At 69.8% G+C, this 13,366-nt stretch carries 11 protein-coding genes; 5 read left to right on the top strand and 6 right to left on the bottom strand.

The window, feature by feature from the left end; all coding sequences use genetic code 11:
* Nucleotides 1–35 precede the first annotated feature (35 nt).
* Nucleotides 36–959, top strand: coding sequence for a hypothetical protein (locus tag BM290_RS22130; RefSeq protein ID WP_093617026.1), 924 nt, complete (start codon nt 36–38; stop codon nt 957–959).
* Complete coding sequence (locus tag BM290_RS22125; RefSeq protein WP_093617024.1) at nt 956–1,855, top strand: GlcNAc-transferase family protein; 900 nt, start codon at nt 956–958, stop codon at nt 1,853–1,855. Before BM290_RS22130 ends, BM290_RS22125 begins: the two co-directional genes overlap by 4 nt.
* A 17-nt stretch (nt 1,856–1,872) precedes the next feature.
* Here the strand turns inward: BM290_RS22125 and BM290_RS22120 are convergent, their stop codons facing one another.
* From BM290_RS22120 to BM290_RS22110, 3 genes are all read right to left on the bottom strand, one after another.
* Nucleotides 1,873–3,273: a GGDEF domain-containing protein gene (locus tag BM290_RS22120; protein ID WP_093617022.1), complete on the bottom strand. Its 1,401-nt coding sequence runs from the start codon at nt 3,271–3,273 to the stop codon at nt 1,873–1,875.
* Nucleotides 3,274–3,366: 93 nt separating this feature from the next.
* Complete coding sequence (locus BM290_RS22115; RefSeq protein WP_093617020.1) at nt 3,367–3,966, bottom strand: hypothetical protein; 600 nt, start codon at nt 3,964–3,966, stop codon at nt 3,367–3,369.
* 42 nt (nt 3,967–4,008) lie between these two features.
* A complete protein-coding gene (locus tag BM290_RS22110) occupies nt 4,009–4,608 on the bottom strand; it encodes a TetR family transcriptional regulator (RefSeq protein WP_093617018.1) in 600 nt (199 codons plus the stop codon).
* Nucleotides 4,609–4,706: 98 nt separating this feature from the next.
* Between BM290_RS22110 and BM290_RS22105 the strand changes: the two genes are divergently transcribed.
* Both BM290_RS22105 and BM290_RS22100 read left to right on the top strand, forming a co-directional pair.
* Nucleotides 4,707–5,360, top strand: coding sequence for a hypothetical protein (locus tag BM290_RS22105; protein WP_093617015.1), 654 nt, complete (start codon nt 4,707–4,709; stop codon nt 5,358–5,360).
* Between the two features lie 20 nt (nt 5,361–5,380).
* The gene (locus BM290_RS22100; protein ID WP_239143988.1) at nt 5,381–6,295 is read left to right on the top strand and encodes a CPBP family intramembrane glutamic endopeptidase; all 915 of its coding nucleotides are present in this window, start codon (nt 5,381–5,383) and stop codon (nt 6,293–6,295) included.
* 42 nt (nt 6,296–6,337) lie between these two features.
* Here the strand turns inward: BM290_RS22100 and BM290_RS22095 are convergent, their stop codons facing one another.
* Nucleotides 6,338–7,093, bottom strand: coding sequence for an SDR family NAD(P)-dependent oxidoreductase (locus tag BM290_RS22095; protein ID WP_218163298.1), 756 nt, complete (start codon nt 7,091–7,093; stop codon nt 6,338–6,340).
* A 100-nt stretch (nt 7,094–7,193) separates the two neighbouring features.
* On the opposite strand from BM290_RS22095, the gene BM290_RS48515 reads away from it, so the two are divergent.
* Nucleotides 7,194–8,165: a helix-turn-helix domain-containing protein gene (locus BM290_RS48515; RefSeq protein WP_203779679.1), complete on the top strand. Its 972-nt coding sequence runs from the start codon at nt 7,194–7,196 to the stop codon at nt 8,163–8,165.
* A 33-nt stretch (nt 8,166–8,198) separates the two neighbouring features.
* Here BM290_RS48515 and BM290_RS22085 read toward each other — a convergent pair whose 3' ends face one another.
* Nucleotides 8,199–10,877: a ricin-type beta-trefoil lectin domain protein gene (locus BM290_RS22085; protein WP_093617481.1), complete on the bottom strand. Its 2,679-nt coding sequence runs from the start codon at nt 10,875–10,877 to the stop codon at nt 8,199–8,201.
* The gene (locus BM290_RS22080) at nt 10,874–13,270 is read right to left on the bottom strand and encodes a ricin-type beta-trefoil lectin domain protein (RefSeq protein WP_093617010.1); all 2,397 of its coding nucleotides are present in this window, start codon (nt 13,268–13,270) and stop codon (nt 10,874–10,876) included. Before BM290_RS22080 ends, BM290_RS22085 begins: the two co-directional genes overlap by 4 nt.
* Between the last annotated feature and the right edge of the window lie 96 nt (nt 13,271–13,366).

Here is a 13,366-nt window from a genome sequence, read left to right as displayed (position 1 = left end):
CGCACGCGCGCGTACCGGCGTGGTCGAATGCCGGAATGACCGACCAGGACCGGCTCCACACCGCCTTGCTGAACCTCGGCGGCCGGGTCCCCGACGCGATGCTGGCCGAGGCCAGGCTCCGGCTCGCCGACACCGGCACGGTGTCGGTTCCGCACCCGGAGAGCACTGTCGAGCTGGCGTTCACGTTCACCGTCTCCCAGCCGGGCAAGCGTGCTTTCAGCGGGCAGGCGCCGCCCCTGGTCGACCTGATCGGCCGGGCCGGCCTGATGGAAGGGCCCGATCAGGTCGCGGTACGCACGGTCGCCGATCTGCCCGGGGCGGTGGCCCTGTGGCGCAGCTGGCGGATCGCCCCGGACTGGGCGGCGCACGTGATCCCGCCGGCCGCGGTCTACGTCCTGGAGACGACGGGCGCACCGGCCACGGCGGCGGCCACCGTGATGCGGGCGCTGGCCGCGGCCGGGATCACGGCGCCTCTGGTCGAGGTGTATGTCACCGGTGAGAAGCTGCCGCCGTATCAGGCCGCGGCCCGCAACTCCAGCGCGCTGCTGTGGGCCGACCGGGACGCCGCACCGCTGCGGGTCGCGCGGGTCTTCGACGTCGTGGACGATGCGGGCGCCCGTTTCGACGACGGGCACGAGCGGCTGTCCGGCGAGGATCTCGCACGAGTAGTGGCCTATCTGGACGCGGGCGCCCCGGTGCTGGCCACCACGTCCCGGACGATCGACGTGGTGCGTCCGGATCGCGGCGAGGTGGTTCCGATGACGTATCGCACCGACGGCCGGTGGTTGTGGCCCGAGTCGGTCGCCTATTACACCCGGGAGTACGGTCTGGCGCCGCAGCCGGAGTTCACCGAGCACATCCGGTCGCGGGGCCCGCTGCTGCCGGTGACCGACCCGGCCGACGAGCACCGTGCGCTGGCGGTGCTGTTCCAGTCGCACGCCGTGGTGGCGGTGCCGTGACGATCTTCGTGGCCATCGCGTCGTACCGCGACCGGGAGCTCGTCCCGACGGTCCTGGACTGCATCGCCAAGGCGGCGCGGCCGGACGAGCTGCGCATCGCGGTCTGCTGGCAGCACCTCGGTGACGAGGACATCTCGGCGATCCGGGGTCTGCCCCAGGTCGACATCGAGGAGTACGACGCCAGGGAGAGCCGTGGCGCCTGCTGGGCCCGGGACAAGACCTTCCAGCGGTACCGCGGTGAGGACTGGCTTCTGCAGGTGGACAGCCACACCCGCTTCGCCCCGGACTGGGATGCCCGGATGATCCGGATGGCAGCCGAGACCGGTGTGGCGAAGCCCGTGCTCACCGCGTACCCGGCCAGTTACGAGCCGGACCAGGAGTTCACCGGCGAGGGGCAGCCCGCCGAGATCATCGTGAACGACTGGACGGCTTTCGGCATACCGATGTTCGGTCAGCGGCTGATCGAGGGCGCCGCGCCGGGGGTGCCACCGAAACCCGCGAACTTCCTGGCCGCCGGTTTTCTCTTCGCGCCCGGCTCGTTCGCCGTGGAGGTCCCCTACGACCCGAACATCTACTTCCACGGCGAGGAGATCACTCTGGCGCTGCGGGCGTTCACCTGGGGCTATGACCTGTTCCATCCGACCGAGGTGCTGACCTGGCACTACTACATCCGCGAGGACAAGCCGCGGCATTGGAGCGATCACGCCGCCGAGGACTGGGCCAGGTTGGAGGAGCTGAGCCGCCGGCGGGTGCTCTACATGTTGCACACCCCGCCCGCCGACCGGCTGGGCGTCGGCCCGGTGCGCACTCCTCAGCAGTTCGCCGAGCATTCCGGTTGCAATTTCGCCCGGCGTACGTGGACCGACACCCTCGCGCAGGAGCTGGTGCTGCTCTGAGCTGAGCCGGCCTCCGGCTACGCGCCGACCAGGTCCGGGGTGAACTGCTCGATGCGGCCCTTGCCCTTTCGTTTGGCCTCGTACATGGCCAGGTCCGCGTGGTGGATCACGGTCATCGCGTCGTCGGTGCGGTCGTCGATCAGGGCGATGCCGATGGAGGTGCCGACGTGCAGCCGGTGGCCGTCGATCTCGAAGGGCTCGGCGACGCACCGGCGGATGCGGTCCGCGACGGCGTGGGCGTCGGACGCGTCGGGCAGGTGCCGGCACAGGACGATGAACTCGTCACCGCCGAACCGGCTGACGTAGTCGTCGGGGCGCATCGATTCGCGCAACCGGGCGGCGACCGCCTTGAGCAGGGCATCCCCGGTGGCGTGGCCGCACCTGTCGTTGATCGGCTTGAATCCGTCGAGGTCGATGAAGAGGACCGCCGTCGACTCTCCGGGGCGCCGTCGTCGCTCGGCGATGACGGCGTCGGTCCGGTCGATGAACAGCGCCCGGGCCGGCAGGCCGGTGAGCACGTCATGGGCGCGGGCGTGGGCCAGCCGGAACAGGGTGACCACCGCCACCACCCCGATCACCACGAGGAACAGGACGGCCGCGGCGAAAGCGGCGAACAGTTTCCAGGCGGCGCGTTCGGGCGCTTGCAGCGGCGCCAGCAGCTCCTCCTCGGGGATGACGTTCACGACGCGCCACATGCTGCCGGGAACCGGGTTCGACACGTAGTAGTCGTTGCCGACGACGCCCTGCCGCTGGCTGCCCGGAGCGCCGGCGGGCGCCGGTCGGGGCATGGGCTGACCGGCGGGCTCCCCACCCGAGGACATGATGACGGTGTCACGGCTGTCGACGGCGTACGCGTGACTGGCCGTGATGTCGAACGAGCTGGACATGACGGAGGCGACCTGCTCGATCGGCGCCGGCAGGACGAGGATCCGTAACCCGTCGACGCCCCGGAACGGCTGCAGGACGGGCACGGCGGGGCCGGTGGGGTCGACGATGACGTCGCCGAGGGTCAGCTTGTCGGTCCGCACCGCCATGGCGAACTGGGGGCCGCCGGCCAGTTCGGCGGCGCGGGCCGTCATCGACGGCGGGTCGGCGGCGACCAGGCTGCCGTCGCCGCGCAGCACGATCGCCCAGGCGATGCCGTCGTGCAGTCCGGCGATGGTGTCGCGGAGGGTCTGCGCCGGTCCGGCGTAGGACAGTTCCGCGTCCGGCCGGTTGGTGGCGTCGCTGGCGGTGAGGGTGTTGCCGGCGAGGCCGGCCGCGAGCTTGCTGCGGTCGGCGAAGTCCCGGTGCACCCGGTCGCGCGCGGCCGCGTGGATGTCGTTCAGGTAGAAGCCGACGCCGATCACCAGGGCGAGAGCCGCGAGGCAGCACACGATGACGGCGCTCGACCGGACCGGAAACCGATGACGTGCCACCTCTTGCTCATCGACGCGACGGCACCGTTGTTGAGCCGATGGCACCCGATCGGGTCAGGTGCACCGTCGCCGGTCGGGGGCCAGGGGCCGGAGTCAACGCCCGCGGAGTTGGTCATCGATCTGCTGTCGAAGCAGTGGGGCGACGCCGCGGTCTTGCATGGATCTGTGCACCAGGTCGAGGTCACCGCCCTGTTGTCGCAGGTGAGCGACCAGCGGCCGGATCCGGTCGGGGCGGTTCCGGACGAGCTCCGAGACCAGCCGCAGCTCGAGACGGACCGTGGGGACGAGGTGGGTGCCGATCGCGATGGTGACGTAGTGGCTCCAGGGGCCGGAGCCGGCGCACTCGAAGGTGTCGGTGTCGACCGGCCACTCGACGGTGCTGAAGCCGACGTCGATTCCTTCGACCGCGAAGCGCGCATAATATTGACGCGCGTCGGGGAGCCACACGGGCGGGGTCAGGCAGGGGAACTCGGCGAGGGCGGCTGCGAGCGCGTCCACGTCGCTTCGTCGTGCCACCAGGATGTCGATGTCTCCGGTGGGCAGGGAGACAGCCTGCGCGAGCGCCGCGCCGGTGCCGACGAGTCGATATCGCAGGCCGGACATGTCCGGGTCGGCGCGTCGGAGCACGAGCGAGAGCGTCTGGTGCAGTTCTGCCCGGTCGCGCAGCGGCCGCACCGCGTTGTCCTGATCCACCGCTCGATCCTGTCACCGGGGTATGACAACTCCGGGCCGGGCTCATGGGGCGAGGACGGCGTCCACCGCGAGGTAGAGGGTTTCGGTCTCGGTCTTCAGGATCGAGTCCTCGGCGGGCAGGGCTCGCTCGATCGACAACCCGTTGAGGACGGTGAGCAGGAACTTGATCCGGCGCGCGTGATCCTCCGCGGGGAGCGCGCCCTCGTCGGCCAGCACCGACAGCCAGTGCTCGATGCGCTGCCATCCTCCTCGTTCGATGGCGAGATATTCGGTGCGCACCTCGTTCGTGGGGTCGGACGCGATGTATCTCTGGTGGGCCAGGGTCCAGGCCTGCCGCGCCTGCTCGCCGACCCCGGCGGGCGCGAGCACCTGGCGCAGGCAGGTGACCAGCCGGTCGCGGGGCGCGAGTGACCGGTCGTGAATCGGGTCGTCCGGGAACACGTGGGTGTAGATCCTGGCCAGCACGGCGTCCTTGAGCTCCCGCTGGGTCGGAAAGTGGAATCGCAGCGAGCCGGTGCTCACGCCGGCGCGCGCGGCGACCGCACGCACGCTCAGTCTCGCCGTCACGTCTTCGGCGAGCATCGCCGCCGCGGCCGCGAGGATCTTCTCCCGCGAGCCGGTGGGCCCTTCGTCCTGAGTCACCGCGTCACCTCCCCTCCCACTTTACTGGTACGCCGTGCTAGCGTCGTGACTAACACAGTGTGCTAGTCATGTGCTGCGGCAGTCGGGAGCGGCGAGGAATGAGCATCGAACAGTGGCGGCGACGGCGGGCGGCCGGACGCATCACGGCCGGGGACGGGCGGGAGCTGAAGCCCGTACGCTGGTGGCAGCTGCCCTTCCGGGCACTGTTCTACCTGCCGCTGACCCACCCGGACGGCCGGCAGACGGTGTATGCGGTCGACCTTCCGTACCGGGCCGACACCGGCAGCGGCAAGGCGCGAGCACACCTGTATCGCGACGGCAGGCGCCAGGCCGAGTCGAAGCTGCCGGCGGCGTTCCCGATCGAGGGCGGCACCATCGAGGTGGCCGTCAGCGCCTTCGGTATCAAGCGCTGCCGTTATGTCACCACCGCCGGCGTGGAGCATCGACTGATCCCCGATCCGCGCACCGCCGAGGGCCGCCGAGCCCGGATGGACCGCGACCATCCGGCCCTGAGCCGCACGATCGGTTTCCTCTCGGTGCTGATCCTGCTCGCCGGCGTGGGACTGAACGTGCTGCAGGTCGCCGAGCCGATCGCGCGGATCCCGTCGATCGCCGAGCGCATCGGGCCCTACGAATCGCCCGTCCACCTGCCGATCTGGCTCAACTTCACGCTCGCCGTCGCGGCGGTCCTGGCCAGCACCGAGCGGGCCCTGCGCCTGCGATACGGCCTCCTCGACCAGGCCGGCAAATGACCCTCCGGAAAGGAACCCCCATGACCTCGACCAGACACCGCGTGCCCCTGCCCGCCGGCGTGGAATACCACCGGGTGCTCGCCGGAGACGAGCGCCGCATCGGCCGCGGCCTCCTCGCGATCGTCCTTCTGACCGCGGGACTCGTCATCTTCCCCACGGTCATCGGCCGTGCGGCCGCACTCCTCGACACCCGGATGGGCCGGGTGCCGCCGATCCTGGGCGGCACCGACTACACACCGCTGTACCACGCGAGCACGATGCTCTCCCTCGCCCTGCTCATCCCGTGGAGCATGCTCATCCAGCGGTGGCTCTACGGCGTGCCCGGGGCGTCCCTGCACTCGGTGACCGCACGGTTCCGCTTCGGCCTGCTCGGCAGAGCGCTGCTCGTCCTCGGCCCGGCCTGGCTGATCGTCAACACCCTCGGCGCGCTGCGGCCGGTCGAGGAGTCCCCGTGGTCGCAGTCCGACCTCATCGCGATCTTTCTGATCACCATGCTGCTCACCCCCCTGCAGTCGGCGGGCGAGGAGTACGGCGTACGCGGCCTGATCTTCCGCGTCATCGGGAGCTGGACCCGCAGCCCGCGAGCCGGCCTGGTGGTCGCGACGCTGGTCACCAGCGTGCTCTTCACGGCTCTGCACGGCGCGACGGACCCGTACATCATCGTCTGGTATCTCGTGCTCTGGACCGGGCTGGCCCTCATCACCTGGCGCACCGGCGGTCTGGAGATCGCGGTCATGCTGCACGCCGTGCTCAACACGTTCACCTTCGTCCTGGCCACGGCGTTGCGGGTCGACCTCGGCAGCGCGACACGGGACCGCTCGGCCGGAGTGGGCACGCCCTACCAGCTCGTCCCCACCGCCGCCGTCGTCCTGATCACCGCCGTCATCTGGTGGCGCACCCGCCGGACCGGACCGGCACGTACCCCGTACACCTGATCCGGCCGGTCCACGTCGCGCGCGGCTGCGGGCCGCTCCCGGTCACATCGCCACGACGGAGGTCTTGCCGCCGTCGACGGACAGGACGGCGCCCTGGATGTACGAGGCCCGGGGCGAGACCAGGAAGCGGATCGCCTCGGCCACCTCCTCGGCGGAACCTCCTCGGCCTGCGGGGACAGTCGCGAGGTACCCGGTGAACATGTCGCGTATCTGCTCGTTCACCCGCGTCAGGATGAAGCCGGGGTCGACCGAGTTGACCCGCACGCCGCGCGGCCCGTACTCGGCCGTCCACGATTTCGTCAGCATCTGCAACGCCGCCTTGGCGGCCTGGAAGGCGCTGGTGCCGTTGGCCGCCATGGTGCTGCTGAGGCTGCCGACGTTGACGATCGCGCCCCCGCCCCGCGCCGCCATGGCCGGCGCGAACGCACCGGTGAGCAGATAGGGCGCCTTCACATTGAGGTTGAAGGTGGTGTCGAACATCTCCGGGGTCGTCTCCTCGGTCGGGGCGAAGCCGCCGCCGCCCGCGTTGTTGACCAGGACGTCCAGCGGTTCACCGCCGATGACGGCGCGGACCTGTTCCACCAGTGACATCACCGTGGCCGGCACACTGAGGTCCGCGGTGAGATCCACGGCCCGCCCGCCCCGCGCTTCGATCAGCTCGCGGGTCTGCGCCGTGCGGGCCGGATCGCGGCCGCAGACCACCAGGGCGTAGCCGTCCTCGGCGAGCTTCAACGCCGTCGCGCGACCGATCCCGCTGGACGATCCGGTGACCAAGGCCCAGGTGACAGGGTTTTCCATCGCTGTACTCATCGTCTCGCAGCGTACGAACGGGCTCGGCGTGCGGTCTTGTACCAGCACGCCACACTGGGTGGAACATTCGCGACATGTGGAGAGAACCGTGACCGGGGCGACCGCCGAGATCCTGTCGTGGGACGCCCGTGACGGCGGTGGCTTCGCCGGGTTCGCGGCCGAGTGGCGGCAGCGCATGGGCGACCGCTTCGCCATGCCCTCGTTCGAGGAGATGACGAAGGCCCGTTTCCGGGCCCGGGCGCACGCCTTCCGCCTTCATGACGTCGTCTTCAACCGCGTCGACTCGACCACCGTCATCCAGACCGCGGGTTTCGCGGCGAGCACCGATTTCGTACGCCTCTGGATCGTGCGCCGCGGCGGGTGGCACGTGGGTGACGGGCAGCGGACCGAGCACACCGTGGCAGCCGGGCAGTTCCTGATGTCCCACGGACCGATGAGTCATTTCGCCTCGGCTCCGGCAACGAGCACTCAGCTGCTCACCGTGCCCGCCGAGGCTCTCGACGGCGGCGTCGTGACCATGCTCGGCCCGGCCCGCCTGCCCGAGGTGCGGGTGCTGACCGCCCACGCGAGCACCGTGCTCGCGCACGCTGACGACCTGAGCGCGACCGGTCTGCAGGCCGCCCGCAGCACACTGATCGAACTGGCGCGGGCGGTGATCCACCGCCGTCTGGACGATGTGGAGCCGCGTCTCGCCCCCGCCCTCGCTGCCGCCGCGCGCCGGCTGGCGGACGGATGGCTCACCCGGCCGGACCTCTCCCCGGAGGTCCTCGCCCGGGAACTGAACGTCTCGGTACGGACGCTGCAACGGGCGTTCGCGGCGGAGGATCAGTCGGTGACGGGCTACGTCCGAGCGCGACGACTGGCGCAGGCCCGTGCGGCACTCACCGCGCCGACACCGTCCGGCGGTCCGGCTCGCATCTCGGACGTGGCCGCACGCTGGCAGTTCGCGGACGCCAGCCACTTCAGCCGCGAGTTCAAGCGGTGTTACGGCATCACCCCGCGTGAGCATCGACAGGGAGCGACGCGTGCCCGCCGGGAGCCACCGGCCTCGCGGTCGTAGGCTCCCGGCGGGTACCTGACCCAGTGTGCGGGCTCAGGTCAGGGTCCATCGCTGGTTGGCGCCGCCGCTGCACGTCCAGAGGATCAGCTTGGTGCCGTTCGCGGTGGCCGCACCGTTGGCGTCGAGGCACAGGCCGGACTGGGCGCTGGTGACGGTGCCGTCGGTGTTGACGTTCCACTGCTGGTTGAGAGCGCCGTGGCAGTCCCAGATGATGACCGCGGTGCCGCTGGTCGTGCCGTTTCCGGAGGCGTCCAGGCACTTGTTGCCGTACACCATCAGTTGCTTGCCCGTGGTGCGGGACCACCGCTGCTTCGCGCTGCCGTCGCAGTCCCACAACTGCACCTGGGTGCCGTTGGCGGTCGTGGCGTTGGGCACGTCGACGCACCGCCCCGACTGGCCGCCGACGATCTGCCCGCTCTGCTGGCTGCCGCCGCCCTGCCGCCGGACGATCGACGCGGACTCGGCCGACCGGTTGCCTGCGGCGTCCAGGACGAAGAGCCGGTAGTCACCGGGCGACGACGGCACCGCGATCGAGGTGGCGGCGCCGCCCGCGGTCGTCATCGTCGGCCCGGCGGCGAAGCTGGTGGTGCCCGACGGTGCCAGCCAGATGCTGCGGCTCGGATCACCGGCGCTGCGGACCGGGATGGACGCGGTGCCGCTGCCGACATAGGTACTGGCCGGCAGGACGTGGTTCGGCAGGGAAAGACGGGCCGGCGGGACGATGTCGCGGAACGCGTCCTCCAGGCCGGAGTTCACGGCGATGCCGTAGGCGGCCGCGGGCCACACGTAGTCGGAGGAGACCAGGATGTCCTGGACCGTGCTGTTCGGGAGGTTCTTGTTGGAGACCTTGTTGATCGGCCCGTACGTGTTGGTGAGGCTCAGATCGTGCTTGCGGCCGAAGTCGTCGGAGTTGATCATCCAGGTGACGTTCTTGTCCACGCTCAGCACGTTGTCGCGGAAAGTGAGGTATGCCGATCCCTCGTCCGGGTGGAGGCCGTACTTGTGGCCGGACGGCACACCCTGCAGATAGTTGCCGGTGATGGTGGTTCCCGGCTGGCTGCCGAGGGTGTAGATGGGCGCCGTGTCGCTGAGGCGCTGCACCGTGTCGATGATGTGGTTGTCGCTGATGGTGTTGTTGCGGGCCGTCGTGGTCGGCCGGTTGGGGGCGATCGACCCTGACGAGCCGTCGAAGTTCCACCAGCCCCAGCCGAGCGTGATGCCGGACCACGGCGCCTTCTCGATCCGGTTGTGCTGGATCGTCAGCGTGTCGGCGAAGTAGGCCGAGACGGGACTGTGGCCGTTGAACAGCACCGCGCTGTCGTACAGGAAATTGTTCTTGATCTCGATGTTCTTCGGCAGTCCCTCCACCGAGGCCGGGTACTTCTCGCGGCTGCTCGACCCGGCGTCGCCGATGTAGACGTGCTGGGGGTGGCCGATGGAGATGGCCGATCCGGCGATGTCGCTGGTGTGGTTGCCGATCAGCTGACTGTTCTGCACGTCGTTGACCATGCTGATGCCGTCGGCGCCGGTGTGCTGGATCAGGTTGCGCTGCAGCAGGATGCCGTCGGCGTTCTGGATCTGGACGATGGCGGGCGTGGTGTCGACGTTGCGGTAGTAGTAGGCGTGGAAGTTCTGCTTGGCGTACGCGATGGCGCTGAGATTGCCCTGTTGCGCCTGCTTGTAGACGGAACCGGCCACGTTCGTCAGGTTCCAGTCGGAGTGCCGCACGGTCAGGCCGGAGAAGGTGAGACCGCGTGCGTGGTTGCCGGTGGAGGTGCCGGCGACCCGCAGCACGGTGGTCACGTTGCCGGGGGCGACGACGGTCGCGGCCGGCATGTTCTCGGCGTCGCTCTTGTAGTAGTAGAGCGTCCGGGCGGTCTTGTCGAAGTAGAACTCCCCCGGGGTGTCCAGGAACTCGTACGCGTTCATGACCTTGTGGGAGCCGCCGACCTGCGCGTTGCCGTTGTACGCGCCCTGGGCGATCGCCGCGCCGGGCTGCTGGAACACCGCGACCCGGTTGCCGCCGTCGGTGGTCACCTGGCGTACGCCCACGATGGCCGAGGTCCAGGTGGTCGACGTCTCGATCTCGAGGTCGTCCTGGTTGGCGGCGATGGCCGGGAAGTCCGACGTGCTGTAGCGGGCGCCGGCGCACTGCGATCCCGACTCCCACGCCCAGTCGGCCTGCCCGGCGGTGATGGTGTAGGTGCCCTGGCAGCCGGCCGAGTTGATCGTCTTCGCGGCCATGAACGCCCGTTTGTCGTTGACGTACAGGGCACGCAGTTTGCCGGAGCGGTTGACCGGCGCTTTCCAGATGTTGCCGCTGTGCTGGGTCCAGCCGGTCACCGGGACGCCGGCGTCGAGCACCGGCGTCTCGTTCGGGTAGGCGGCGTAGACCACGCGGTGGCCCCCGGTGCCGGAGTCGCCCGGCCCGAACTCGATGGTGCTGCTCACCGGGTAGCTGCCGCCGCGGAGATAGACGTTGATGTCGCCGGTCATGGCCGCGTTAACGGTACGGACGACGTCGCGGGCGTGTTGCACGGTCCGGAACGGTGCGGTGATCGTTCCGGCGTTGGTGTCGTCGCCGTCCGGGGCGACGTAGTAGGTGGCCTGGACCGCCGCGGCGGCGGGCTGTCCGGTGACGGCGGTGACCGTGGTGGTGGCGGCGACCGCCACGGTGACCGCCAGCAGGGACTTCGCGAGGGATGTGGTCATGACCGGATCCATCTCTGGTTGCTGCCGCCGTTGCAGGTCCACAGGGTGACGGCGGTGCCGTTGGCCGTGCCCGCGCCCGTTACGTCCAGGCACAGGCCGGACTGGACGCCGGTGATGGTGCCGTCGGCGTTGAGCCGCCACTGCTGGTTGGCCGCGCCGGTGCAGGACCAGATCCGGACCCGGGCGCCGGTGGTGGTGCTGGGGGCGTCGAGGCACTTGGTGCCGTAGACGGTCAGCTGGTTGCCCGATGTCGCCGTCCAGGTCTGGTTGGCGCCGTTGTTGCAGTCCCAGATCTGCACGACCGCCCCGTCGGCCTGGCTCTGGCCGTTGACGTCCAGGCATCGGTTCGATCCGGCTCCGCGGATCGTGCCGGTCGGGCTGGTGCCGCCGCCGAGCGGGGTGATGGTGAGGTTGTCGAACTGGGCGGTCACGCCCTGGCCGGTGGCGTACCCGATCTGGCCGGCGACCCAGGTGGAGTCGGCGACGCTGCCCAGCGTGGTCCCGTCGAGGGTGGCGGTCAGGGTGCTGCCGTTGAGGGTGAGGGCCAGTTTGTGCCAGCGGCCGGTGCCCAGGGCGGTGGTGGTGCCGCTGGCCAGGGTGCGCTGGTTGCCGCTGGTGTTGTTGCTGCGGATCGACCAGGAGCCGTTGTCGGCGACGCGCAGGTAGTAGGCGTTGAGGTTGTGCGGGTTGTCGTGGTTGTAGTTGCCGGCCCGGCCGACGAGCTGGGCGTACCCGCTCTTCTCCAGCAGGACGTCGGAGGAGACCGTGTAGTTGCGCCAGTTGACGTCGCCGAGCAGGGTGAACGGCTCGGCGTGGCCGGAGGTCCAGAAGATCGGGGCTTGTTCCGACATCTGGCGTACGCATTGACCGGTACGGCCCGCGGCGCACGGGACCACCTCGAACGAGCCCTGGTGGTCGGAGAGGTATTTCGCCTCGCGCCCGGTGGCGTACCCGTCGAAGTCGTCGCTGTAGGGCAGTGCCAGGGCGCCCTGGGCGGGGCTGGTCGCGGTGCCTTTGCCCTGTCCGGTGGTCGTGGTGATGCTGTAGACGTAGCCCGGCTGGACGGTCAGCGAGAACGCTCCGTTGGACGGGGTGATGTCGCTGCGGCGGACGAACTGGTCGGCCGGGTTTCCCGACCGGACGTTGGTGGACCACACGTGCACGGTCCCGGTGGACAGCCCGCCGGTGACGGTGAACTGAAGGTCCTGGGCGGAGCCGGCGTCCATCGTCTCGATGACGGTGCTGTAGTCGCTGCCGGTCGGCGACCGCAGCGAGACGTAGCTGCCGTTGTTGCGGTTGCCGCCCAGGTAGCCCGAGGAGCTGTCGAGATAGCGCCATCCGGGTGCGGTGAACTGGGTGGTGTGGCCCATGACCCAGGTGCTCGTGCCGATCGAGTAGTAGCCGGACCACGGTTGCGGCGCCACGGCCACACCGGTCGTGGCCCAGGGGATGTTGGGGGTGATCGCGGCGATGACCGGCCAGTTGAGGTAGGCGGTCATCTTCCCGTCGATGTAGTCGCGGTTGATGCCGCGGGCCAGGGCCGGCGCGCCCCCGTTGTAGTCGTCCGAGCCGTTCTCGCTGGCCCACAGCGTCTTGCCGGAGTTCACCGCGTTGGCCGAGCTGGGGCAGCTGGTCTGGGAGCTGCGGTAGCCGCAGACGTAGTGGCTGCCGACCACCGAGATGGCCGAGCCGAACGCGGGGTCGCGCAGCGCGTCGTCCGCCGAGCCCCAGCCGAAGTCGTCGGAGGCCACGATCTTGACGTTCGGGTATCCGCGTGAGTTCAGTGCCGAACGCAGGTTCTTGTACCAGTTCAGGTCCCGGCCGCGTTCGTTCCAGCCACCGAGGTAGTCGATGGTCAGCCCGTGGGAGGTGGCGCAGCCGAGCCAGGCGATCAGGTAGTCGATCGAGTCGCTGGACCAGAAGTTGCCGTTGCCGATCCAGCCCGGTGCGCCCCAGGACAATCCGACCAGCTTGATGTTGGGATTACGGGCCTTCGCCTGCGCCATCATCCACCACTCGTAGCCGCGGTCGCAGTTCACCTGGCCGCGGGTGTGCTCGTGGCTGGGTTCGGCGCCGGAGGTCGAGTTGGTGTCGCCGCCGATCTCCACTTTCATGATCTGCATCGCCGCGCCGTACCCCGGCTTGAACAGGTAGTCGAGGATGTCGCTGCGCTGGGGCTCCGGGTAGTCGACGAGCAGGCGGGTGTTGCCGCCACCGCCGCTGATGGCGCCGACGCCGTCGAAGGTGCGCCCGCCGGACGCGCCGTTGATGGTGATGGCCGTCGCGGCCTGCGCGGGCGCGGGGTTCACGACCACCGCGCCCGTCACAGCCAGCAGTAGACCGGCGGCCGCGGCCCAGCCGCGGGACGGCCTTCGATCCTCACGTGTCGTCATCTGTTCGTCGTTCCCTTCCGGGCGGCGGGGGTGGAAGCGCTCCCATTCGCCGCTCAGATTGCCAGATTGTTTCCGGCTCATCAAGCGAAGTGCGTC

The sequence above is a fragment of the Actinoplanes philippinensis genome (assembly GCF_900113015.1).
GTDB lineage: Bacteria > Actinomycetota > Actinomycetes > Mycobacteriales > Micromonosporaceae > Actinoplanes > Actinoplanes philippinensis.
The sequence above is the reverse complement of the archived record's forward strand: the minus strand, read 5'-3'. Positions and strand labels throughout refer to the sequence as shown.